21 protein-coding genes, 1 tRNA gene and 1 pseudogene are annotated in these 24155 nt (G+C 63.6%); 10 read left to right on the top strand and 13 right to left on the bottom strand.

Going from position 1 to position 24155, the window contains the following annotated elements; translation table 11 throughout:
- Positions 1-43: 43 nt before the first annotated feature.
- The 7 genes from OKW29_RS41085 to OKW29_RS41055 all read right to left on the bottom strand — a co-directional run bounded on the left by OKW29_RS41085 (position 44) and on the right by OKW29_RS41055 (position 7195).
- A tRNA-Leu gene (locus OKW29_RS41085) sits at positions 44-128 on the bottom strand.
- 112 nt (positions 129-240) lie between these two features.
- The gene (gene secG / locus OKW29_RS41080; protein ID WP_184010188.1) at positions 241-627 is read right to left on the bottom strand and encodes a preprotein translocase subunit SecG; all 387 of its coding nucleotides are present in this window, start codon (positions 625-627) and stop codon (positions 241-243) included.
- A gap of 82 nt (positions 628-709) precedes the next feature.
- Positions 710-1486 carry a triose-phosphate isomerase gene (gene tpiA / locus OKW29_RS41075; protein ID WP_429294886.1) on the bottom strand — a complete coding sequence of 259 codons (777 nt, stop codon included), beginning with the start codon at positions 1484-1486 and terminating at the stop codon, positions 710-712.
- A 165-nt stretch (positions 1487-1651) separates the two neighbouring features.
- On the bottom strand, positions 1652-2668 hold the full coding sequence (locus OKW29_RS41070; RefSeq protein WP_187627009.1) for an NAD(P)H-quinone oxidoreductase: 1017 nt from the start codon (positions 2666-2668) through the stop codon (positions 1652-1654).
- Between the two features lie 150 nt (positions 2669-2818).
- On the bottom strand, positions 2819-4954 hold the full coding sequence (pnp, locus tag OKW29_RS41065; protein ID WP_176078899.1) for a polyribonucleotide nucleotidyltransferase: 2136 nt from the start codon (positions 4952-4954) through the stop codon (positions 2819-2821).
- 339 nt (positions 4955-5293) lie between these two features.
- Positions 5294-5566, bottom strand: coding sequence for a 30S ribosomal protein S15 (rpsO, locus tag OKW29_RS41060; protein WP_008920609.1), 273 nt, complete (start codon positions 5564-5566; stop codon positions 5294-5296).
- 204 nt (positions 5567-5770) lie between these two features.
- On the bottom strand, positions 5771-7195 hold the full coding sequence (locus tag OKW29_RS41055; protein WP_429294885.1) for a branched-chain amino acid ABC transporter substrate-binding protein: 1425 nt from the start codon (positions 7193-7195) through the stop codon (positions 5771-5773).
- A 187-nt stretch (positions 7196-7382) separates the two neighbouring features.
- Between OKW29_RS41055 and OKW29_RS41050 the strand changes: the two genes are divergently transcribed.
- From OKW29_RS41050 to OKW29_RS41040, 3 genes and pseudogenes are all read left to right on the top strand, one after another.
- Positions 7383-7934 carry a hypothetical protein gene (locus OKW29_RS41050; RefSeq protein ID WP_429294884.1) on the top strand — a complete coding sequence of 184 codons (552 nt, stop codon included), beginning with the start codon at positions 7383-7385 and terminating at the stop codon, positions 7932-7934.
- A 226-nt stretch (positions 7935-8160) separates the two neighbouring features.
- Complete coding sequence (locus OKW29_RS41045; RefSeq protein ID WP_429294883.1) at positions 8161-8796, top strand: carbonic anhydrase; 636 nt, start codon at positions 8161-8163, stop codon at positions 8794-8796.
- Between the two features lie 109 nt (positions 8797-8905).
- Positions 8906-10464, top strand: a pseudogene (locus OKW29_RS41040) (SulP family inorganic anion transporter).
- Between the two features lie 126 nt (positions 10465-10590).
- Here OKW29_RS41040 and OKW29_RS41035 read toward each other — a convergent pair.
- The 6 genes from OKW29_RS41035 to OKW29_RS41010 form a co-directional block, all read right to left on the bottom strand.
- The gene (locus OKW29_RS41035) at positions 10591-12138 is read right to left on the bottom strand and encodes a 2-isopropylmalate synthase (protein ID WP_018420003.1); all 1548 of its coding nucleotides are present in this window, start codon (positions 12136-12138) and stop codon (positions 10591-10593) included.
- A gap of 368 nt (positions 12139-12506) precedes the next feature.
- A complete protein-coding gene (gene pssA / locus OKW29_RS41030; protein WP_018420002.1) occupies positions 12507-13379 on the bottom strand; it encodes a CDP-diacylglycerol--serine O-phosphatidyltransferase in 873 nt (290 codons plus the stop codon).
- A 24-nt stretch (positions 13380-13403) separates the two neighbouring features.
- Positions 13404-14042, bottom strand: coding sequence for a phosphatidylserine decarboxylase (locus OKW29_RS41025; protein ID WP_184059342.1), 639 nt, complete (start codon positions 14040-14042; stop codon positions 13404-13406).
- Between the two features lie 132 nt (positions 14043-14174).
- Positions 14175-15191, bottom strand: coding sequence for a ketol-acid reductoisomerase (gene ilvC / locus OKW29_RS41020; RefSeq protein ID WP_008920617.1), 1017 nt, complete (start codon positions 15189-15191; stop codon positions 14175-14177).
- Positions 15192-15297: 106 nt separating this feature from the next.
- On the bottom strand, positions 15298-15789 hold the full coding sequence (gene ilvN, locus OKW29_RS41015; protein WP_018420000.1) for an acetolactate synthase small subunit: 492 nt from the start codon (positions 15787-15789) through the stop codon (positions 15298-15300).
- 124 nt (positions 15790-15913) lie between these two features.
- Complete coding sequence (locus OKW29_RS41010; RefSeq protein WP_429294882.1) at positions 15914-17677, bottom strand: acetolactate synthase 3 catalytic subunit; 1764 nt, start codon at positions 17675-17677, stop codon at positions 15914-15916.
- 355 nt (positions 17678-18032) lie between these two features.
- Here OKW29_RS41010 and OKW29_RS41005 point away from each other — a divergent pair, with 355 nt between their 5' ends.
- The 7 genes from OKW29_RS41005 (at position 18033) to OKW29_RS40975 (ending at position 23883) form a co-directional block, all read left to right on the top strand.
- Positions 18033-18596 carry an RNA polymerase sigma factor gene (locus tag OKW29_RS41005; RefSeq protein ID WP_090803748.1) on the top strand — a complete coding sequence of 188 codons (564 nt, stop codon included), beginning with the start codon at positions 18033-18035 and terminating at the stop codon, positions 18594-18596.
- Positions 18593-19024, top strand: coding sequence for a DUF3619 family protein (locus OKW29_RS41000; protein WP_429294881.1), 432 nt, complete (start codon positions 18593-18595; stop codon positions 19022-19024). The genes OKW29_RS41005 and OKW29_RS41000 overlap by 4 nt, the downstream gene beginning before the upstream one ends.
- 16 nt (positions 19025-19040) lie before the next feature.
- Positions 19041-19808, top strand: coding sequence for a DUF3106 domain-containing protein (locus OKW29_RS40995; RefSeq protein WP_429294880.1), 768 nt, complete (start codon positions 19041-19043; stop codon positions 19806-19808).
- Positions 19809-19829: 21 nt separating this feature from the next.
- Entirely contained in the window at positions 19830-20354 is a 525-nt protein-coding gene (locus OKW29_RS40990; RefSeq protein WP_187617969.1) for an RDD family protein, read from the top strand.
- 803 nt (positions 20355-21157) lie between these two features.
- The gene (locus tag OKW29_RS40985) at positions 21158-22099 is read left to right on the top strand and encodes a UDP-2,3-diacylglucosamine diphosphatase (protein WP_184072037.1); all 942 of its coding nucleotides are present in this window, start codon (positions 21158-21160) and stop codon (positions 22097-22099) included.
- A 48-nt stretch (positions 22100-22147) separates the two neighbouring features.
- On the top strand, positions 22148-23179 hold the full coding sequence (locus OKW29_RS40980; RefSeq protein WP_429295023.1) for a glycosyltransferase family 4 protein: 1032 nt from the start codon (positions 22148-22150) through the stop codon (positions 23177-23179).
- A gap of 20 nt (positions 23180-23199) precedes the next feature.
- The gene (locus OKW29_RS40975) at positions 23200-23883 is read left to right on the top strand and encodes a diacylglycerol kinase (RefSeq protein WP_429294879.1); all 684 of its coding nucleotides are present in this window, start codon (positions 23200-23202) and stop codon (positions 23881-23883) included.
- Positions 23884-24155 lie beyond the last annotated feature (272 nt).

The following is a 24155-nucleotide window of genomic DNA, read 5'->3' as shown; positions in this document are numbered from 1 at the left end:
TGCCAGCCGAAGCGAAGCAAACGGCTGGCATTTAGATAACATTTGGTGCCGACGGCGAGACTCGAACTCGCACAGCTTTCGCCACTACCCCCTCAAGATAGCGTGTCTACCAATTTCACCACGTCGGCACTATATGCAATCCGGGAAAACAACTTGCAAAACCCGCGAATCGCTTCAAGACTTGAATTGTAACTTGCTTAAGCAGATTGTTCAACGCACAAGACCACGTCCGCCGAAAATTTATTTCGGCACGCCCGTCGCCGGAACCGACGCAGGCGAAGCCGGCGCTGCAGGCGATGCCGCCACCGGGGCCGAGCCCGCAGCCGGCGCCGAAGCCGCGACCGGCGCAGTAGCTGCCGCGCCCAGCACGCCTGCCGACGGCTTCACGTGATACGCACCAAGGTAAGTGAGTGCCAGTGTCGTGGCAAAGAACAGCGCTGCGAGCACTGCCGTGGTACGCGACAGGAAGTTCGCCGAACCCGTCGCACCGAACAGGCTACCCGACGCGCCGCTGCCGAAAGCCGCGCCCATATCGGCACCTTTGCCGTGCTGCAGCAACACAAGTCCGATGACCCCGAACGCCGACAACAACTGAACGACGATAATCAATGTTTTCAAATACAGCATCACACTCACCTGAGTCTTTATTTAACCGCGCCGCACACTGTGTGTTGCGCGAAATGGAGTCATCCTCGCCGAGACGCCCAGCTTAACCAGCCACGCTGGTCGCAGCGGCCGCCTTGCAGATCGCCAGGAAATCCTGATCTTTCAACGACGCGCCGCCGATCAGGCCGCCGTCGATATCGAGCTGACGGAACAGTTCTTCCGCGTTGTCCGGCTTAACGCTGCCGCCGTATAGCAACGGCACGTCCGCCGCACCCTTGGCCGCAAGACGTGCGCGCAGGAACCCATGCACGGCCTGCGCCTGTGCCGCCGATGCGCTCTTGCCGGTGCCAATTGCCCACACCGGCTCATACGCGACGACGAGGCGAGCCGCTTCCTGAGCCGACAGCTTCGAGAGCACCTCGTCGAGCTGACCGCCGACGACCTGCTCGGTGCAACCCGCTTCGCGTTCTTCGAGCGTTTCGCCGACGCACACGATCGGCGTCAAACCCGCCTCGAGCACACGCTGCGCTTTCACCGCGACCAGTTCGGCGCTTTCGCGGTGATACGCGCGGCGCTCCGAGTGCCCGACGATCGCAAACGTGGCGCCGAAGTCCGTCACCATCGGCGCAGCCACTTCGCCGGTATAGGCGCCATGCGTGAACGCGGACACGTCCTGCACGCCCCACCCGACCGGGCTGCCTTCGAGCAGCGACTGAGTCTGCCCGAGATAGAGGCTCGGCACGCACACACCGACGCGCACGTCGGCCGGCAATTCACTGGCGCCCTGTGCCACTGCCTGCAGCAACGCGGCGTTGGCGGCGAGCCGCCCATGCATCTTCCAGTTACCGACTACCAGTTTGGCTCGTTGTTGATTCGACATCGTCTCGTATTGTCCTGTCTTGCCAGTCCGGCCTGCTGCCGGCGGACTTCGCTCGCGCCTCGCTGCAGTTTGTTCCTGCGCTCGCGGCCCGCCCGTCGGATTGATCCGGCGCGCGCAAAACGCGCAATTTTACTGCGTGGGGTGGATCGGGTCAAACCGATGACGTCAAGCCTCCTGACCCCACGTCAACACGATCTTGCCGACGTGCGTGCCGCTTTCCATCAGCGCATGCGCGTCGGCAGCCTGGGCGGCCGGAAACACGCGATGCACGACCGGCTTGATGCGCCCAGCTTCGAGATGCGGCCATACGCGCTCCTTCAGTTGCGCGGCGATCTGCGCCTTGAACTCGATCGGCCGTGGTCGCAGTGTGGAACCGGTAACCGTCAGACGGCGGCGCAACACTTCGTTCAGGTTCAGCTCCGCCTTCGCGCCGCCGAGCAGCGCAATTAGTACGATACGGCCACCGTCGGCGAGAGCCGACAATTCGCGCGGCACGTAGCTGCCTGCCACCATGTCGAGGATCACGTCGACGCCACGATCGTTGGTCAGCGACTTGATGACTTCGACGAAATCTTCAGTCCTGTAGTTGATCGCGCGTTCGGCGCCGAGCGCTTCGCACGCGCGGCACTTTTCGTCCGAGCCCGCGGTCGCGAACACACGGAAGCCGAGCGCGTGCGCAATCTGGATCGCCGTCACGCCGATGCCGCTCGCCCCCCCCTGCACGAGCAGCGTTTCATTCGCACCGCCCTCGCCCTGGCCGAGCTGCGCGCGATTGAAGACGTTGCTCCACACCGTGAAAAAAGTCTCGGGCAGCGAAGCCGCTTCGATATCCGACAACCCCGTCGGCACCGGCAGGCATTGCAGCAGCGGCGCGGCCGCAAATTCCGCGTAGCCGCCGCCCGCGAGCAGCGCGCACACGCGATCGCCGATCTTCAGACCGAACGGGTTGTTCTTCGCGTCGATCGTGCCGCCGACGATCTCGCCCGCCACCTCCAGCCCCGGCAGATCCGACGCTCCCGGCGGCGGCGCATAGCCGCCCTTGCGCTGAAACACGTCCGGACGATTGATGCCGGATGCCGCCACCTTGATCAGCACCTCGCCAGCCTTGAGCTGCGGCGTCGGACGCTCCGCCAGCTTGAGGACTTCCGGCGCACCGAATTCAGTGATTTCGATCGCTTTCATCTGCGTCAACTCCAAGATTGGATTGCGTTACCTACCCGTTGCTGCCGTCTGCCATAGCACCGCGCTGCGATTCGAATGCGCAACGCAATCCATCCTGCATGAAAAACGGCCGGCGCGCATGACACGGCCGGCCGTTTGTCCGCTACCGCCTTACTGCGGCGTCGGCTCGCCTTGCGGCGCGTCGTTCAGCAATGCCTTCGCCGACAGACGCACACGACCCTTCTCGTCCGTCTGGATGACCTTGACCTTCACCTGCTGGCCATCCTTCAGATAGTCGTTGATGTCCTTGATGCGCTCGTTCGCGATCTCGGAGATATGCAGCAGACCATCCTTACCCGGCAGGATGTTCACGATTGCGCCGAAGTCGAGCAGCTTGAGCACGGTGCCTTCGTACACCTGGCCCACTTCGACTTCCATCGTGATCGCTTCGATACGACGCTTCGCTTCGGCCATGCCTTCGCTGTTCGTGCTCGCGATCGTGACGACGCCGTCATCCGAAATGTCGATCGTCGTGCCGGTTTCTTCGGTAAGCGCGCGGATCACCGAGCCGCCCTTGCCGATCACGTCGCGAATCTTTTCCGGGTTGATCTTGATCGTGATCATGCGCGGTGCGAACTCCGATAGTTGGGTGTTCGCGCCGGCCACGGCCGAGGTCATCTTGCCGAGGATGTGCATGCGGCCTTCCTTCGCCTGCGCGAGCGCGACCTGCATGATTTCCTTCGTGATGCCCTGAATCTTGATGTCCATCTGCAGCGCGGTCACGCCTTGTTCCGTACCCGCGACCTTGAAGTCCATGTCGCCGAGGTGATCTTCGTCGCCGAGAATGTCGGTCAGCACCGCGAAGCGATTACCTTCGAGGATCAGGCCCATCGCGATACCGGCGACGTGCGCCTTCATCGGCACGCCGGCGTCCATCAGCGCGAGGCAGCCGCCGCACACCGAAGCCATCGACGACGATCCGTTCGACTCGGTGATTTCCGACACGACGCGGATCGAGTAGCCGAACTCGTCGGCGCTCGGCAAGCACGCGACGAGCGCGCGCTTGGCGAGACGGCCGTGACCGATTTCACGGCGCTTCGGCGAACCGACGCGGCCCGTTTCGCCCGTCGCGAACGGAGGCATGTTGTAGTGGAGCATGAAGCGTTCGCGGTACTCGCCTTCGAGCGCGTCGATGTTTTGCTCGTCGCCCTTCGTGCCGAGCGTCGCGACCACCATCGCCTGCGTCTCGCCGCGCGTGAACAGCGCCGAGCCGTGGGTACGCGGCAGCACGCCGGTGCGGATTTCGATCGGGCGCACGGTGCGCGTGTCGCGGCCGTCGATACGCGGCTCGCCGTTCAGGATCTGCGTACGGACGATCTTCGCTTCGATGTCGAACAGCACGTTGCCGACCGACGCCTTGTCGGCCGCCACGGTGCCCGCTGCCGCCGCTTCTTCCTCGAGCTTCGCCGAGGTCGCCGCGTAGACTTCCTTCAGCTTGGTCGAGCGAGCCTGCTTGTCGCGGATCTGGTAAGCGGCGAGCAGATCGGCCTGCGCGAGTTCGGTCACGCGTGCGATCAGCGCTTCGTTCTTTGCGGCGGGCTGCCAGTCCCACTCGGGCTTGCCGCCTTCGCGGACGAGTTCGTGGATCGCGTCGATCGCGGTCTGCATCTGCTCGTGACCGAACACGACGGCGCCGAGCATCACTTCTTCGCTCAATTGCTGCGCTTCCGATTCGACCATCAGCACCGCGCGTTCCGTGCCGGCGACGACGAGGTCGAGTGCCGATTCTTTCATCTGCGGACGCGTCGGGTTCAGCACGTATTCGTTGTTGATGTAGGCCACGCGCGCCGCGCCGACCGGGCCGTTGAACGGCAGACCGGACACCGCGAGCGCCGCCGAGGCGCCGATCAGCGCAGGGATGTCGGCGGGGATTTCCGGATTCAGCGACAGCACGTGAATCACGACCTGCACTTCGTTGTAGAAGCCTTCCGGGAAGAGCGGACGCAGCGGACGGTCGATCAGGCGCGAGATCAGCGTCTCGCCTTCCGACGGACGGCCTTCGCGACGGAAGAAGCCACCCGGGATCTTGCCGGCGGCGTAAGTCTTTTCGATGTAATCGACGGTGAGGGGGAAGAAGTCCTGGCCCGGCTTCGCGGTTTTCGCGCCGACCACGGTGGCGAGCACCACGGTATCTTCGACGTCGACGATCACCGCGCCGCCCGCCTGGCGAGCGATTTCACCGGTTTCGAGGCGAACGTTGTGCTGCCCCCACTTAAACTCTTTGACGATCTTATTGAACATAGTCATTGCTTTTCCTCATCGTAATGCCGCGCGGACCGGAGCGGCGCGGCAACGCCAGGCCGGCGCCGCATGGGAAGAGTCGTGCTATGCCATTCCAGAGAGTCACGTGCTGCGACTGCGCGCGAACCGCTGGAATGACACAAAACTCCGCCCTGAAGCCCGGCCTTGTTTCCTGTTACTGCTTCTTCTACTGCTGTTCTGCTACTGCGCTTGCCCATAGACGCCGCGCGAACCGGCATACGCCGCGGATCACAGGCGGTGCGCGTTACACGAAGCGCTCCGCGCAAAAACAAAATGCCTGTATCAGCGAAACTGACACAGGCATCTTGCTGAACGACTGGCCGATTACTTACGCAGACCCAGCTTCTCGATCAGGCTGCGGTAACGATCCGCGTCCTTACCCTTCAGGTAGTCGAGCAACTTGCGACGGCGGCTCACCATGCGCAGCAGACCGCGGCGGCTGTGGTGATCCTTCGTGTGCTCCTTGAAGTGGGAGGTCAGTTCGTTGATACGGGTCGTGAGCAGCGCGACCTGAACTTCGGGGGAGCCGGTGTCGTTGGCTGCGCGTGCGAATTGCGCGACGACTTCGGACTTCTTGCTTGCTTCAACTGCGGACATGTCAATTTCCTTGATAACTGGACAGGCGGTCACGGAAGAAAGGCCGTGCCGTGGGATACCCGTTTCACAATTTACTGAGTCCCGTTCGTGGCTGAATTAACTGAATCAGAACCCAGCCCAACAACGGGACGCGTATTGTAGCACAGCCGATTCCGGCCGCGAACCCCGGGCCAGCAAGGCGGATTGAGTGTCGCTCGCGGGCGCTCAGGGGCGCCGCATCCGGCAGACCGTCGGCAATAGTGTGCGCTCGGCTGGTAGCGCCAGCACCGTGCGAAAGCCATAGCCCGACCCTTCGTTATCGAAATGCACGCTGGGTGTGCCGGCTTTGTCCATCTGCATCACGTAGAGGGGCTGGATCAGCTGATGGTCATCGGCGCGCATCCACGATGCGTGAATACCGTTGTCGAAGCGAATGCCCTCGAGCGCTTTCGCGACCGCCGTCGGATCGGCGCTGCCGGCGCGGCTCATCGCGGCGGCGAGCGTTTCGATCATCAGTGGCATGCGCAGCACCGGATAGTCGTCCTGGGCGGCCGGAAAGCGCGCGCGGAACGTCGCGTACCACGCGTCGGAGGCCGCGCCACCGACATTCGGATGCCACTCGGCCACCGCGATCACGTGACCCACGCCTGCGTCGCCAAGCGCGGCCGGCGCGCCGAGGCTGTTGCCGTAGAACGTGTAGAACTTCGTGTCGAGGCCCTGCTCGCGCGCCGCCTTCACGAGCAGCGTCAGGTCGTTGCCCCAGTTGCCGGTGATCACGGCGTCCGCGCCGCTCGCGCGGATCTTCGCGATGTACGGCGCGAAATCCTTCACGCGGCCGATCGGGTGAAATTCGTCGCCGACCACCGCGATGTCGGGACGCTTCGCCGCGAGCGTCGAACGCGCGAGGCTGCTCACGTCGTGTCCGAAGCTGTAATCCTGGTTCAGCAGGTACACCTTTTTCACCGCCTTGTCGCGCTCGATCACCTCGGCGAGCGCGGCCATCCGCATGCCGGCGTGCGCGTCGAAGCGGAAGTGCCAGAAGCTGCAGTCCGCGTTGGTGAGCGCGGGGTCGTCGGCGGAGTAGTTGAGGAACAGTTCGCGGTTGTCCGGCTCGCGGCTGTTCTGCTTCTCGATCGCGCCGATCAGCGCCGCGGCGACCGCCGAGCTATTGCCCTGCAGGATGTAGCCGATATGGCGATCCGCGGCCGCGCGCAATTGCGTCAGCGCTTCCTCCGTGCTGCCCTTGCTGTCGAGCACGACGAGTTCGAACGGATGCGCGCCGTCCGCGAGCTCCACGCCGCCGTGCGCGTTGACCTGCTCGACACCGAAACGCAGATTGCGCTCGACCGCCGCGCCCGCGTTCGCGAACGGGCCGGACATGCCTTCGATCAGCGCGAGCTGGATTGGCGTGCCGGCGAGTTTGCCGGCCGGCAGGCTGGCGGACTTGCTTGCGTGATTACCGGCCGGGCTTGCCGCCAGCGTGGCCGCGCGGCTCCCCGGCTTGCCGGTGGGCGGAACGGTCCCCTGCGCGGACGCCTGACTCGCGCCCGTCGAGGCCGGATTCGCCGCCTCAGCCACGCCAACTCCCGCCACCGCCATCGAAATCGCCGTCAGCGCAACCGCCGCCGCCCCTCGCCACATCACCGTCATGGTCGTCCGCTCTGAATCTTCGAAGCGCGGATCATAGGATGACGCGCACGGAATAGGCAAGCCGGCGCATCCGTTACTGTTTGGTGGCGACGCACGTTCAAGCAACGCCGTTCTTTCGCCACAGCGCGTGTCAAAATAGTGCGTTTCGATGATAAGAACCGCTATTCAAACGCCATCGGAGGAATACATGCCGAACCGCCACCACCCCACGGCGGCTGCTATCACAGCCCCGGCCAGCGCCAGTCTGCGCCGCGCCGCGCTCGTTTGCCTGAGCGTGCTCGCGCTCGCCGGCTGCGCCCAGCCGTGGCAGCAGTATCAACAGGGAGCGGACGCATCGACGGTCATCGCGCGTCTCGGTCCGCCGCGCGAAACCTATGATCTGCCCGACGGCGGCAAGCGTCTGATGTGGCCGACCCAACCGATGGGCGAAACTACCACCGCCGCCGACATCGACGCAGCCGGCAAGATCATCAACGTGCGCCAGGTGCTGCAGCCCAACGAGTTCTACCGCGCCGAGATCGGCAAATGGACGCGCGGCGACGTGCTGGTGAACTTCGGCCGCCCGGTCGAAACGTCGTACTTCCCGCTGATGAGGCGCGAAGTCTGGACCTATCGCTATCTCGAAGACAACGTCTGGTACATGATGTACAACTTCTACTTCGATGACCAGGGCATCTTGCGCCTCACGCAGAAGACCCCCGACCCGCTGCACGACCCCGACCGCCGCAACCTGTTCTGAGCACTGAGCACCCTCTTCGGAAGAAGCACCAAATCTCAAAAAAGCCGCCTTCGATAGGCGGCTTTTTTATTGTTTAAGCATAAAACAGAATTTTATCCTGTTTACGCCAACAAATTTGCGAAAGAAAGGTTATTGTAAACGCCGTTCGGGCACCGGCTCGCAATCACGTGCAGACGCGGTTTCGGTCCGGTGCCAGGTCAATTGCCTCTCATACGGAGTTGCTACGATGAACCGACCCAAACACCTGCTGGTCGCCAACGTCGCGTGGGCCCATGAAACCGCGACGCGTAATCCGGCATTTTTTCGCGACCTGATGCGCGGACAGAATCCACACATTCTTTGGATCGGCTGCGCGGACAGCCGCGTGCCCGCCGAAACGATCACGCATTGCGAGCCCGGCGATCTGTTCGTCCATCGCAACATCGCCAACCTGTTTCATCCCGGCGACGACAACGTCGCGAGCGTCCTTGAATACGCGGTGCGGGTGCTCAAGGTCGGCCATGTGATCGTCTGCGGCCACTATGGCTGCGGCGGCGTGCGCGCCGCGCTGCTGCCGCCGGACCCCGCGCTGCCCCATGTGAACCGCCGTATCGCGCCGCTCTGCGCGCTCGCCAAAACGCATCACTCGGAGCTGGACGGCGCGGCGACCGAGCCGGATCGCGTCAATCGCCTCGCCGAGCTGAACGTGCTCGAACAGGTGCGGCAGCTACGGGCGAGCCCGATCGTGCACGAGGCTGAGCCGGCGCCGCTCGTGCACGGCTGGATCTTTGCGCTCGACGACGGGCGCATCAAGGTTCTCACCTCCGGCTATACCGCCGACGACGCGATGACCTGCACGACCGCGGCGCACAGCGCGGGCTAGCGAAGCGCGTCGCCCGTCCCATTCGAACCGCGGACGGAGCCGACAGCGGAATCGTCATCGGGCCATACCTGTTCGTCGCCCATCGTCCCACCTCTCGCTCTTCGACACCATGGATAATCAAACCTCTTTCTCCGCGCTCCAGAGCGACGTGCTCGCCGGAACGGCCGTTTTTCTGGTGGCCCTGCCGCTTTGCCTCGGCATTGCTCACGCATCGGGCGTCGACCCGTTTGCCGGACTGGTGTCCGGCATCATTGGCGGGCTCGTGGTTGCCGCGCTGAGCGGCTCGCGTCTGAGCGTGAGCGGCCCGGCCGCGGGCCTCGTCGTGATCGTCGTCGACGGCATCGCACGGCTTGGCGGCTTTTCCGCTTTCCTGCTGGCCGTACTGCTGTCGGGCGTCATCCAGTTCGGCTTCGGCATGCTCAAGGCCGGCCGGTACGCCGCCTACGTGCCGTCGCCGGTGATCAAGGGGATGCTCGCGGCCATCGGCGTGCTGTTGGTCCTCAAGCAGCTCCCCGTTGCGCTGGGGCTGTCCGGCACCGCCGACTCCGTCCAGTCGGCGGCGGCGGTCGCAACGCCGCTCGGCCCAATCTCACTGACCGCCGTGCTGATCACACTGCTGTCGCTCGCGATCCTCGCCGGCTGGGAAACGCGCGCGCTGCGCCGCTTCGCTGTCGTGCGCATCATGCCCGCGCCGCTCGCGGTGGTGCTGCTCGGCATCGGCGCGACGCTCGCCCTCAATCTCGTCGCGCCATCGTTGGCACCGCCCGCCGAAGGGCGGGTCGCGTTGCCGTCGCTGGAATCGTTCGCGGCACTGCAGGCCGTGCTCGCGTCGGCCGACTTCGGCCCACGGTTCGCCCAGCTCATCAATCCCGACATATGGCGCGTTGCGATCACGATCGCCATCCTCGCAAGTCTCGAAACGCTACTGAGCCTCGAAGCGGTCGAACAGATCGATCCGGAGCGCCGCCGCGCGCCTCCCGATCGCGAGCTGAAGGCGCAGGGCGTGGGCAATCTGATCGCGGGTGCGATCGGCGGCCTGCCGATCACCGCGGTGATCGTGCGTAGCTCCGCGAACGTCCATGCCGGCGCAAAAAGCCGACTCTCGGCGATCATTCACGGCGTGTTGCTTCTCGTCAGTGTGTTCGCGCTCACGAGCGTGATCAACCTGATCCCGCTCGCCTGCCTTGCCGCGATCCTGATCTTCACCGGGTTCAAACTCGCCAAGCCGTCGTTGTTCGCCGGGCTCGCGCGGCAGGGATTCGCGCCGTTCGCACCATTTATCGTCACAGTCGTCGGTGTGCTCGTCACCGATCTGCTGATCGGTATCGTGCTCGGCATCCTAGCATGCTGTTTGCGCTGTACGCAAACCTGCGCGGCCCGATCGTGCTCGCGCAGCATGGCGATCACTACCTGCTGTCGTTTCGCAAGGACGTGTCGTTTCTCGGTAAGGTGCCGCTCAAGCACTATCTGCAGCAGATTCCGGATGGCGCCACGGTTATCGTCGATGCGACACGCGCCGATTTCGTCGATCACGACGTGCGCGAACTGCTGGACGCGTTCGTCGCCGATGCGCCTCGCCGTGGGATTACCGTCGACGTCAGATTTCAAGTCCGCGAGCAGGCCCGCGCAACGCGCGGCTGGTCGCTGCGGCGCACGACGGCGGAGTAGTTTCGTCATATCGCGCTGCCGCAGCTGCGCGATGACGGCAGAAAAAAGCCCCGTGTGCCGAGCACCACGGGGCTTCTCCTCCGATCCACACAAGCGATCGCGCGCTACCGGCGCGCCATGCTCGCGTTACTCCGAGCGCTGCGGATTCACCTTGTCCGCATTCGAATACAGCTTGTTGAGCGCCGAAAAATATGCCTTCGCGGATGCCGCGACGATATCCGGATCAGTGCCCGTGCCGTTGACGATGCGCCCGCTCTTCGACAACCGCACGGTCACTTCGCCCTGCGCCTGCGTGCCGGTCGTGATCGCGTTGACCGAGTACAGCAGCAGTTCGGAGCCGCTGCCCACTTCCGTTTCGATCGCGTTGAGGGTGGCGTCGACCGGTCCGTTGCCGCGCGCTTCGCCGGTGATTTCTTTACCCTCTACCGAGAACACGACCTTCGCGTGCGGCTGCTCGCCGGTTTCGGAATGCTGCGACATCGACAGAAACTTGTAGTGCTCCTTCTCGTGCGCTTCCGCCGATTCCTCGTTGACGATGGCGATGATGTCTTCGTCGAAGATCTCCGCCTTGCGATCGGCGAGTTCCTTGAAGCGCGCGAACGCGGTGTTCAGTTCGGCTTCGCTGTCGAGCGCGATGCCAAGCTCCTGCAGACGCTGTTTGAACGCATTGCGGCCCGACAGCTTGCCGAGCACGATCTTGTTCGCGGCCCAACCCACGTCTTCCGCGCGCATGATTTCGTAGGTATCGCGCGCCTTCAGCACGCCATCCTGATGGATGCCCGACGCGTGCGCGAAAGCGTTCGCGCCGACCACGGCCTTGTTCGGCTGCACGACGAAGCCAGTGATCTGCGACACGAGCTTCGAGGCCGGCACGATCTGAGTCGTGTCGAGGCCGACGTCGAGTCCGAAGTAATCCTTGCGGGTCTTCACCGCCATTACGATTTCTTCGAGCGACGTATTGCCCGCGCGCTCGCCGAGCCCGTTGATCGTGCATTCGACCTGGCGCGCGCCGCCAATCTGCACGCCGGCGAGCGAATTCGCGACCGCCATGCCGAGGTCATTGTGGCAATGCACGGAGAACACCGCCTTGTGCGAGTTGGGAATGCGCTCGCGCAGCGTCTTCACGAGTTGGCCATAGAGTTCCGGCACGCCGTAGCCGACGGTGTCCGCGATGTTGATCGTGGTCGCGCCTTCGGCGATCACCGCTTCCAGCACACGGCACAGGAAGTCCAAATCCGAGCGGCTGCCGTCTTCCGGCGAGAATTCGACGTCGTCGGTGAACTTGCGCGCGAAACGCACCGCAAGCCTGGCCTGCTCGAATACCTGCTCGGGCGTCATCCGCAGCTTCTTCTCCATGTGCAGTGGCGACGTTGCGATGAACGTGTGGATGCGGAAATGATCGGCCGGCTTCAGTGCGTCGGCGGCCTTCTGTATGTCCTTGTCGTTCGCGCGCGCAAGCGAGCAGATCGTGCTGTCCTTCACGAGGCCGGCGATCGTATGGATCGCGTCGAAGTCGCCGTTCGAGCTGGCCGCGAAGCCCGCTTCGATCACGTCGACTTTCATCCGTTCGAGTTGCCTGGCGATGCGGATCTTCTCTTCCTTCGTCATCGACGCGCCGGGCGATTGCTCGCCGTCACGCAGCGTGGTGTCGAAAATGATCAGTTTGTCGGACATGTGGGGCCTCCTCGGGAGTCGTTCAGATGTGGGACTTGGTTTTGGAATGGGACGATGAGCGCCGCCGCTGGCAAGGTAGGGCGATCACGATGATCGCGGCCGGTGCGGACGGAACGCAAAAACGCATAAAGGCGTGAACGAAGCATGATGGCGCGGCGCAGCGAACGGCCTCGCCGACCCGGCAAAATCGGCCACGCCCACGCACTGATCCGACGACTATAGCGGCATTCCAGCCACCACGCAATGCGCGCCGGGGCGGCCTGCGGCGCTGTCCGAAGCGACCGCGTAACGGCACCAACCAACGAAAAACGGCAGCCTGCAGGCTGCCGTTTTTCGTACGTCGCTGCGATGCAGCGCGGTTCAAATCCTCAACGGTCGTGCGACATCGAACGCGCCGGATTGGCCCGGCCGCGCACCGCCTGATACGCCCAGAACACGTAGCCGGACAGACCGTACAGCACAAACAGACCGAACAGCATCAACGGCGGATCGGACGACACGAGCACGAAGGCGACCACCACCAGCAGGATCACGCCGAACGGCACGCGATGCCGTACGTCGAGCGCCTTGCCGCTATAGAACGGCGCGTTCGACACCATCGTCACGCCCGCGTAGATGGTCAGCACGAAGGCAACCCACGGCAGCCAGACGAGCTTCAGCGGCACGCGGTTGTCGGTGGCGAGCCACACGAAACCGGCGATCAGTGCCGCCGCTGCCGGGCTCGGCATGCCCTGGAAGAAACGCTTGTCGACCACGCCGATATTCGTGTTGAAACGCGCGAGCCGTAATGCCGCGCCGGAACAATAGACGAACGCCGCGAGCCAGCCCCACCGGCCGAGGTCCTTCAGGATCCACTCGTACATCACGAGCGCGGGCGCAACACCGAACGACACCATGTCCGACAGGCTGTCGAACTGCTCGCCGAACGCGCTTTGCGTATGCGTCATGCGCGCGACGCGACCGTCCATGCCATCGAGCACCATCGCGACGAAGATCGCGATCGCCGCGATCTCGAAGCGCACGTTCATCGCCTGCACGACGGCGAAGAAGCCGCAGAACAGCGCGGCCGTGGTGAATGCGTTCGGCAGCAGGTAGATGCCGCGTTTTCTGAGGAACTGCTGACGCTGCGCGCGCCGGCTGTCGGCGACCGGCGACTCCGTGACCACCGGCGGCTTGTTGCGACGAAACGGCCGCGGCAGCGGTCCACTGCTGCGGGGTCGACGCGGTTTGAATGCGGCCATTCGGACAACCTCCTGTATGCCGCTTTACAGCTCGGCGAGGATCGTGGACGACGCCGACACCTTCTCGCCGATCGACACGCGCGGACGGCTGCCCACCGGCAAATACACGTCGACGCGCGAACCGAAGCGGATGAATCCGTAACGCTGGCCGCGGGTCAGCGGCTCGCCTGCACGGACGTAGCAAAGAATCCGCCGCGCGATCAGCCCGGCAATCTGCACCGACGTGACCGTCTGGCCGCCGGCCATTTCGATCACGACCGCGTTGCGCTCGTTTTCGAGCGAGGCTTTATCGACCGCCGCGTTCAGATAGGCGCCAGGAAAGTATTCGACTTTCGAGATCGCACCGTCGACGGGCGAGCGCTGCGAGTGCACGTTGAACACGTTCATGAACACGCTGATCTTCAGCGCTTCGCGATTCGCATAAGGATCATGCGCGGTTTCTACCGCGACGATACGACCGTCGGCAGGACACAGCACCGCGTTGGCCTGCGTCGGAATCGGACGCGCCGGGTCGCGGAAAAACTGCACGATGAAGATCAGGATCAGCCAGAAGAGCCACGCAAAGCCGAACCCCCCGAAGGCGTGAACCAGTAATGCAACGACGGCCGCGATGGCGATGAACGGCCAGCCTTCTCGCGCGATGATCGGATGAGGGTAATTCATGGATGGCTTCTGTGTTTTTGTAAAACCGTAGGATAGCAAAAGCCGCCCAGGGTTCAGCACCCTTGGACGGCTTTTTGACTGGTCCGGCCGCCGCACCGAAGCGCCGCGCCGAACCTCGTTACGTCGAGACGCTTAGTTCTTCGACTGGTCGACGAGCTTGTTCTTCGCGATCCACGGCATCATCGCGCGCAGCTTCGAGCCAACCTGCTCGATCTGGTGCTCGGCCGTCAGACGGCGACGCGATTGCAGCGTCGGTGCGCCAGCCTTGTTTTCGATGATGAAGCTCTTCGCGTATTCGCCGGTCTGGATGTCGGTCAGCACGGCCTTCATCGCCTTCTTCGTTTCAGCGGTCACGATGCGCGGCCCCGTCACGTACTCGCCGTACTCGGCGTTGTTCGAGATCGAGTAGTTCATGTTCGCGATGCCGCCTTCGTAGATCAGGTCGACGATCAGCTTCAGTTCGTGCAGGCACTCGAAGTACGCCATTTCCGGCGCGTAACCCGCTTCGACCAGCGTTTCGAAGCCGGCCTTGATCAGGTCGACGGTACCGCCGCACAGCACAGCCTGCTCGCCGAACAGGTCGGTTTCGGTTTCTTCGCGGAAGTTCGTTTCGATGATGCCGGCCCGGCCGCCGCCGTTAGCCGCTGCGTACGACAGCGCGATGTCGCGCGCCGCGCCCGACTTGTCCTGCGCAACCGCGATCAGGTGCGGCACGCCGCCACCTTGGGAGTAGGTGCCGCGAACCGTGTGGCCCGGCGCCTTCGGCGCGATCATGATGACGTCGAGGTCGGCACGCGGGATCACCTGGCCGTAGTGAACGTTGAAGCCGTGCGCGAACGCGAGCGCTGCGCCCTGCTTGATGTTCGCGTGGACTTCCTTCGCGTACACGTCGGCGATCTGCTCGTCCGGCAGCAGCATCATGACGACGTCCGCGCCCTTCACCGCTTCCGCGACTTCCTTGACTTGCAGGCCGGCGTTTTCAGCCTTGCTCCACGATGCGCCGCCCTTGCGCAGACCGACCGTGATGTTCACGCCGCTTTCCTTCAGGTTCAGCGCGTGCGCATGGCCTTGCGAGCCATAGCCGATGATGGTGACCTGCTTGCCCTTGATGAGGGAGAGATCGGCGTCCTTGTCGTAGAAAACTTTCATGTCGGTTCCTTGGCTAGATTCGATGATTCAGAGAAATTCAGGTACTGCGAATGTTGTTATTGCCAGCCGGGCGATACCGCGTTGCCCGGCCTTGCGAAACGCGACGTCAGACCTTCAGAATGCGCTCGCCGCGACCGATGCCCGAGCTGCCCGTGCGGACCGTCTCGAGAATCGCCGTGGAATCGAGCCCCTCGATGAAGGCGTCGAGCTTGTCGCTCGCCCCCGTCAATTCGATCGTGTAGGTCTTTTCGGTGACGTCGATGATGCGGCCGCGGAAAATGTCCGCCATCCGCTTCATCTCCTCACGTTCCTTGCCGACCGCCCTCACCTTGATCAGCATCAGCTCGCGTTCGATGTGGGCGCCCTCGGTAAGGTCGACCACTTTCACCACCTCGATCAGGCGGTTCAGATGCTTCGTGATCTGTTCGATCACGTCGTCCGAGCCAACGGAGACGATGGTCATGCGCGACAGCGAACGGTCTTCGGTCGGAGCCACCGTCAAGGTTTCAATGTTGTAGCCGCGTGCGGAGAACAGCCCCACCACGCGCGACAGCGCGCCTGGTTCGTTTTCCAGCAGGACGGAAATGATGTGTCTCATGTTTCGCTTCTTCCAGATGATGTGTCGATGTCTGCGAGCGGAGCGGCGCCGCTTCGTCTGCCCTCGCCTTTTTTGAAGGCGCGCATCACGAAGCCGGCGCTGGAGTTATCCAGACGCCCCGTCGTTAAAGATCTTCCGAACCCATGAGCATCTCGGTGATGCCCTTGCCGGCCTGAACCATCGGCCAGACGTTTTCGGTCGGATCGGTCTGGAAGTCGAGAAACACCGTGCGATCCTTCAGGCGCAGCGCTTCCTTCAGCGCCGGTTCCACATCGGCCGTGCGCTCGATGCGCATGCCCACGTGTCCGTACGCTTCGGCGAGCTTCACGAAGTCCGGCAGCGCATCCATGTACGAATGCGAATAGCGTTTGCTGTATTCGATCTGCTGCCACTGGCGCACCATGCCCAGATAGCGGTTATTCAGCGAAATAATCTTGATCGGCAGGTCGTACTGCTTGCAGGTCGACAGCTCCTGGATGCACATCTGGATCGAGCCTTCGCCCGTGATGCACAGCACGTCGTCGTCCGGATGGGCCATCTTCACGCCCATCGCGGCCGGTAAGCCGAAGCCCATCGTGCCGAGGCCACCGGAATTGATCCAGCGACGCGGCTTGTTGAACCTGTAGAACTGCGCGGCCCACATCTGGTGCTGGCCCACGTCGGAGCACACGAACGCGTTGCCGTCGGTCAGCTCCCACGCCTTTTCGACCACGTACTGCGGCTTGATGATGTCGCTCTTGCGGTCGAACTTCAGGCAATCTTTCGCGCGCCAGCCTTCGATGTCCTTCCACCAGTCGGCGAGCGCCGCGGCGTCGGGGCCATGCTCGGCCGTCTGCAACTGCTCGATCAGTTCCTTCAGCACTTCCTTCACGTCGCCGACGATCGGAATGTCGACCTTGACGCGCTTGGAAATGGAAGAGGGATCGATGTCGATATGGATGATCTTGCGCGGCCGCGACGCGAAGTGGCTCGGATCGCCGATCACGCGGTCGTCGAAGCGCGCGCCGATCGCGATCAGCACGTCGCAGTGCTGCATCGCCATATTGGCTTCGTACGTGCCGTGCATGCCGAGCATGCCGAGGAATTTCTTGTCGCTCGAGCGGTAGCCGCCCAGACCCATTAGCGTATTGGTGACCGGATAGCCGAGCAGATCGGCGAACTGGTTCAATTCACGCGACGCATCCGCGAGCACGATGCCGCCGCCGGTGTAGATATACGGACGCTTCGCCGACAGCAGCAGCGACACCGCCTTGCGGATCTGACCGGAGTGGCCCTTCGTGACCGGGTTGTATGAGCGCAGCGAAACGCTCTTGATCGGCTCGTATTGGCACGGCGTCTTCGACACGTCCTTCGGAATGTCGATCAGCACTGGGCCGGGACGGCCGGTACGGGCGATGTAGAAAGCTTTCTTGACGGTGGCGGCGAGATCGCGCACGTCCTTCACGAGGAAGTTGTGCTTCACGCAGGGACGCGTGATGCCGACCGTGTCGCATTCCTGGAATGCATCCTGACCGATCGCGGCAGTCGGCACCTGGCCGCTGATCACGACCAACGGGATCGAATCCATATAGGCGGTCGCGATGCCGGTCACCGCGTTGGTGACGCCGGGGCCGGAGGTCACGAGACACACGCCGACCTTGCCGGTGGAGCGCGCGTAGGCGTCCGCGGCATGCACGGCGGCCTGCTCGTGGCGCACGAGCACATGCTGGAACTTGTCCTGCTTGTACAGCTCGTCGTAAATGTAGAGTACCGAGCCGCCGGGATAGCCCCAAATGAACTCGACGTCTTCGTCGGCCAGTGCCTTCATGAGCACGGTGGCGCCGATAGAGTCAGCTTCGTGATGGGGGGTCGTATCCGACGTGGAGAATTCCGCGCTGGGCATATTCATTGATTCACCTTTCGAATTTTCGGCAAAAAATTGATCGGGTGCTCTCTGCCGGGCTTGTGGCTCGGGTTCAAGCGGCGCGTCCAGTTGACAGGCGGGCTTCTTGGGCCACACCTCAATTGAGACAACTCACTTATGTTGCGAACCAGCGACGATAGCTTCTGACGCGCTCGCGGTCAAGAAAATATTGCCATTTGCTCGCGCGTAGGAGCGCGCGATCGGACGGAATGTCGACCGTCATGCAAATGCAAGCTTGAGGAGGTTTCACCCTATCGGAGCAAAAGTTTGTTAGCATCCGCGAGTTTTACGACATTTTTCGACCGATTACGCGCACGCTTGCTGCGCCGACCCCAACCGGATGGCATCAGACAAGGAACTCGCCGATTTTCTGGCGGGCGTCGAAAGGCGCGCATTCAAGCAGACGGTCTACGCCGTGCGGGACGACGATGCGTCCCTCGACATCGTGCAAGACGCGATGATCAAGCTCGCCGAGAAATACGGCGACCGTCCGGCGGCCGAGTTGCCGCTGCTGTTTCAGCGTATTCTGCAGAATGCGACGCACGACTATTTCCGCCGTGCCAAAGTACGCAACACTTGGGTTAGTCTATTCTCGTCGCTCGGCAATGCCGACGACGACGAGTTCGATCCGCTGGAAACCTTCGAGGCCGAGGCGGGTTCGGCTGGCGCCGAGAGCAACGAACAGAAGCTCGAACGAGAGCAGGTCCTGCAGTCGATCGACAACGAGATCCAGAAATTACCGGCACGTCAACGGGAGGCGTTTCTCATGCGTTATTGGGAGGATATGGATGTCGCCGAGACTGCCGCCGCAATGGGCTGCTCCGAAGGCAGCGTGAAAACGCACTGCTCCCGGGCCACTCATACGCTGGCGCAAGCGCTCAAGGCGAAAGGAATCACGCTATGAGCTCCCTTGAAAACACAGAACTCGAGTTTGCGCGTCAACTGCGCCGCGCGCTCGACGAAACCACCGCCAGCCTCCCTCCCGCCACCGTCGACCGGCTCGCTGCCGCGCGTCGTGCCGCGTTGGCGCGCAAAAAGCCCGAAGCCGTCAGCGCGCCGGTGTTCGTGCCTGCGGTCGCCGGCATGCCGGCCGGGATGGCGGGGCTACCGCAGGGAGGCTTCGAGCCGCGCCGCCGCTGGCCGCTGCGCCGCTTCGCGCTCGCGTGGCCGCTGGCCGCGCTGGTCGTGAGCCTGATCGGCATCGCGTACTGGGAAGATCACCAGCGGACCGCCGAACTTGCCGATATCGATGCCGCCATGCTAAGCGACGACCTGCCGCTCAATGCCTATCTCGACCACGGCTTCAACGCGTATCTTTCACGCGCCCACTGAGCGGGAGATTCCTCGGGTGAGTTACAAGCGCGGCCTGGCCGTTGTTTTCGGATGCACGATCGCGGCCCTGGTGTCGTTTGTCGCGACCTATCCGCGCTTTCACCCGAGCGCATCGTCGGCGGGCAATCCGTCGCCCGGCGTCAACGTCGCCGCGCCCGCGCCCGCCCCCGCACTTTCCGTCGAATTGCCCGGCCTGCCGGGCAGCAATAGCCCCCTCGCGTGGTCACGCCTGAGCGCCGCCGACCACGCCGCGCTGGCCCCATTCGCATCGCAATGGGATTCGTTTAGCGACGAACGCAAGCGAAAGTGGATCAAGATTGCGTCGCGATACGCAAAGATGTCGCCGGATGCGCAAAAGCGTCTGCATGAGCGCATGAGTGAATGGGTGCGCATGACGCCCGATCAGCGCCGCGTCGCGCGCGAAAACTACCAGGTTTCGAAGGAGTTGCCGCGCGAAGCGCGCCAGAACGCGTGGAAAGCGTACCAACAGCTGCCCGAAGAAACGAAGGAGCGGCTCGCCGCGAGCGAACGCAAGCGTCGCCCCAGCGTCGTCAGCGCGCCGCCATCGGCTCGCAACGAGATCAAGGGCATCGACCGGTTCGTGAATGCGCGCGAGCACGGCGCCAGTGCTGCCGCGGCGGCGAGCGCCGCGCCGGCTGCCTCCGCGCCGGCCGCGGCCTGGCTGCCGGCAACGCCTGCGATTCCGGCGGCGGGCAGCTTCGTACCGGCGACGCCGGTGCCCGTGTCGCCTGCCGAAGCGCCGGCAATCTTCCACGGCTCCTGATTCCGACGCCGAACCCATTACGTGTCCCAGCCGCTCGCCACCCCCACCCTGCCTGCCGCCGCACCCGGCGGCACGGCGCCCACCGTCCGGCGACGGCTCGCGGCACTGCTCTACGAAGCGGTCATTCTGTTCGGCGTCGTGTTTCTCGCCGGCTATCTGTTCAGCACGCTGACGCAGCAGCGTAACGGGCTCGCGCATCACAACCTGCTCGCCGGCTGGATCGGCCTCGTGGTTGGCGTGTACTTCGTCTGGTTCTGGACGCACGGCGGCCAGACGCTGCCGATGAAAACCTGGCGATTACGGGTTGTTGGCGCTGATGGCGCGCCGGTTTCGGTTGGGCGGGCGATTGCGCGGTATGTGTTCGCCTGGTTGTGGTTTTTGCCGCCGCTGGCGTTGCATCCACTTCTTGGGTTGCGGGTGCCGCAGACGCTTGTTATTGCGGGCGTCTGGTTCGTGGTGTGGGCCGCGAGTGGGCGTTTTGATCCGCAGCGGCAGTTTTTGCATGATCGGCTCGCGGGGACGCGGGTGGTAGCGGTGGGGCGCTAGCGCGCGTGGGCGATGGGCCGAATGCGGTGTTGTCCTCCTTTCCTTGCTTTGTTATCGGTCTATTGGCGTTGCCCCTTGCAGGGCGGGGCTTTTTTCGTTGTTCTGGGTTGGTTGGCCTCTCCTTGTTGTCTTGTCGGTCTATTAGCGTTGCCCCTGTGCGGGGCGGCACCTACTTTCTTTGCTGCTGCAAAGAAAGTAGGCAAAGAAGACAGCTCAAACCGCCAACTCTTAAGCGGGTCTCCTGGCTTGGAAGGGGTAGTGGTGCATCTGGAATCCGGGCTCCCGCACATTCCGCGCTAGTGACAAGGCAGTCATTCTTCCGGCGGCGCTACGCACGCCGAATCCCCGCTCAAAAACCACTGGTTGTTTCGGCGCGTCGCCGAGGCGCAGCCGAGGGTCCCCGCCGCGCGGGCAAAGCCGTTGGTTTCCCAGGCAGACCCGTCCGCGACGCACGTAGTGCGGAGTGGGAGCGGATGATGGCTTTGTCACGAACGGGGAATGTGCGGGGGCCCGGATTCCAGATGCACCACTACCCCTTCCAAGCCAGGAGACCCGCTTAAGAGTTGGCGGTTTGAGCTGTCTTCTTTGCCTACTTTCTTTGCAGCAGCAAAGAAAGTAGGTGCCGCCCCGCACAGGGGCAACGCTAATAGACCGATAAGCCAACAAGGAAAGGCCAACCAAGCCAGAACAACGAAAAAACAGGCCCCGCCAAGGCCCCTCCGTAATAAGAACTTCTCATGACTGTCACGCCGAAGTCACGCGCACCCGGCCCAATACGGGCACCGCCACTCGACGCGTGAGCCATGGACCCCAATACGTCCGCGACTTCCCTGTTTCGTCAAACCGGACCGAGCGTCGACCCCGTCGCGTTCCGGCCCGCTCCGGGTTCTACTCAACACGGCCTGCCGCTGCCCGCGACGCCATCACTCGATGCCCACGCCGATCATCCCGATGACGGCCACGACGATCCGCATCGCTATCGCACGATCTGGCTCTCGGATATCCATCTCGGCTCGAGCGGCTGCCAGGCGGGATATCTGCTCGACTTCCTGCGCCACAACGAATCGGAGTACCTGTACCTCGTCGGCGACATCATCGACGGCTGGCAGTTGAAGAAAGGCTGGTACTGGCCGCAGGCGCACAACGACGTCGTGCAGAAAGTGCTGCGCAAAGCGCGCAAAGGCACTCAGGTCATCTACGTGCCCGGCAATCACGACGAAGCCGCGCGCCAGTTCTGCGACCTCGCGTTCGGCGACATCCACGTACGCGGCGAAGCGTTCCACACGACGCTCGCCGGCAAGCGGCTGTGGATCGTGCACGGCGATCTGTTCGACGGCGTGATCCAGCACGCGAAATGGCTCGCCTATCTCGGCGACACGCTGTACACGATGATCCTCGTGCTGAACCGCTGGTTCAACCGCATTCGCAGCAAGCTCGGATTTCCGTACTGGTCGCTGTCGCAATACCTGAAGCATCAGGTCAAGAACGCGGTCAACTTCATCTCGTCGTTCGAACGCGTAATGACCGACGAAGCGCGTCGCCGCGGCTGCGACGGCGTCGTCTGCGGCCACATCCACAAGGCCGAGATGCGCGAGATCGATGGCGTGCTCTATTGCAACGATGGCGATTGGGTCGAGAGTCTGTCGGCGCTCGTCGAGACTTATGAAGGCGAGCTCAAGGTGATCTTCTGGACTGCGCTGCGCGCGCCCCAGGCGGGCACGCAAAAAGCCCGCGCCACTGCCTGAGCACTTCCACTCTCCACTTCCACAGGGCCCGCAGCGATGAACAACGCGATGAAGATCATGATCGTCACCGACGCATGGGAGCCGCAGGTCAACGGTGTCGTACGCACGCTGAAGAACACCCGGCGCGAACTCACCGCGCTCGGCCATCAGGTCGATCTGCTGACGCCGCTCGAATTCCGCACCATCCCGTGCCCGACTTACCCGGAGATACGCCTGTCGTTGCTGCCGCGCCGCCGGCTGCGCGAGCGCATCGACCGTTTCGCGCCCGACGCGTTGCACATCGCGACCGAAGGTCCACTGGGCATGGCCGCGCGCGCGTATGCGCTCGAACACAAGCTGCCGTTCACGACCGCGTATCACACGCGCTTTCCCGAGTACGTGCAGGCGCGCTTTCGCATCCCGCTCGCGGCGACCTACAGGTTTCTGCACTGGTTCCACAAGCCGTCGCTCGCGGTAATGGCGCCGACCCCCGTCGTCAAGCAGGACCTCGAGAAGTTCGGCTTCACGAACGTCGTGCTGTGGACGCGCGGCGTCGATCTCGAAATCTTCCGTCCGATGGACTCGAAGGTGCTCAACACCGCGCGGCCGATCTTCCTGTACGTGGGACGCGTGGCGGTCGAGAAGAACGTCGAGGCATTCTTGCAGCTCGACCTGCCCGGCTCGAAGTGGGTCGCGGGCGAAGGTCCGGCGCTCGCCGAACTGAAGTCGCGCTATCCGCAGGTCAACTATCTGGGCGTGCTGTCGCAGGCCGAACTCGCGAAGGTCTACGCGGCCGCCGACGTCTTCGTGTTTCCGAGCCGCACCGACACGTTCGGACTCGTGCTGCTCGAAGCGCTCGCATGCGGCACGCCGGTGGCCGCTTATCCGGTCACCGGCCCGATCGACGTGCTCGGCGACGGCGGCGCCGGTGCAATGCACGAGGATCTGCGCGAAGCGTGTCTGGAGGCGCTGAAGATCGATCGGTTGCATGCGCGCGCATGGGCCGAGCGCTTCTCGTGGGCAGCGGCGTCCGCACAATTCGCCGCGCATCTGAAGCCGCTGCGCGACACGGCGTATCGTGAGGAAAGCGCCGCTGCGTGATGCGGCGCGCGGAGCCATCCATGCGAAGCAGTCGATCCAGCGCCGAAGGCGCGTCGAACGGCGCACTGCGCGCCGTCGAGTCCACCCGCGACACCACCAGCATCGAACCGTTCGACGACGTACGCGAGCCGGGTATGACCGGGCATGCGGATACCGTGCATCGGGTGAACGGCGCGAGGACCACGACCGGCCGCGCCAGCGTCGCGGGTGGCGTGCAACCTGACGCCACCCAAGACACGACTCGCGACGCAAGCCACGACGCCCCCAACGAACCGCTCAGCCCCGACGATCCGCTCGCCCCGCTGCCCTTCAACCCCTACAAAGGCAACCGCGGCCTCACGCGCGCATGGCACGCGATGAAAAACTCGCTGGCCGGTTTTCGCGTTGCGATTCGCGAGGAAAGCGCATTTCGTCAGGAACTCACGTTGGCCGCGATCCTGATTCCGTGCGGCCTCGTGGTGCCCGTCGATCCCGTGTCGCGCGTGTTGCTGCTCGGCTCGGTGCTGCTCGTGCTGATCGTCGAGCTGCTCAACTCGAGCGTCGAAGCGGCAATCGACCGGATCTCGCTCGAACGTCACGAGTTGTCGCGCCGCGCGAAGGATCTCGGCAGTGCGGCCGTGATGGTCGCGCTCGGCATGTGTGTGATGACGTGGGGAGTCATCGTCGGGCCGCTGGTCGTCGGCTGGGTTCGCGGGTGGCTTTGAGGTTCGATGCGGGTTGAAGCGCACGCTTCGCCACGCCCCACAGAATGAAAATCCGCGCAGGCGGTTGGGTATTAGAACGCTCGGTTTATAATCGTTTAACGGTCTCACAGGAAAGCGCTCGCGCAAACGGATCCGCGCCTCGCCTCATCCTGCCCTTTCGGGGGGCCCGCCGCGTGTCGGCGGGTTCGGGAGAGCTCAATATACCAACTGCATCCGGGTGGAACACGCAGCAGCGGCACGCCGCCACGCGCCCAGCCCGGCATAACCAGGGC

The sequence above is a fragment of the Paraburkholderia sp. CI3 genome (assembly GCF_050436505.1).
Lineage (GTDB): Bacteria > Pseudomonadota > Gammaproteobacteria > Burkholderiales > Burkholderiaceae > Paraburkholderia > Paraburkholderia tuberum.
The sequence above is the reverse complement of the archived record's forward strand: the minus strand, read 5'-3'. Positions and strand labels throughout refer to the sequence as shown.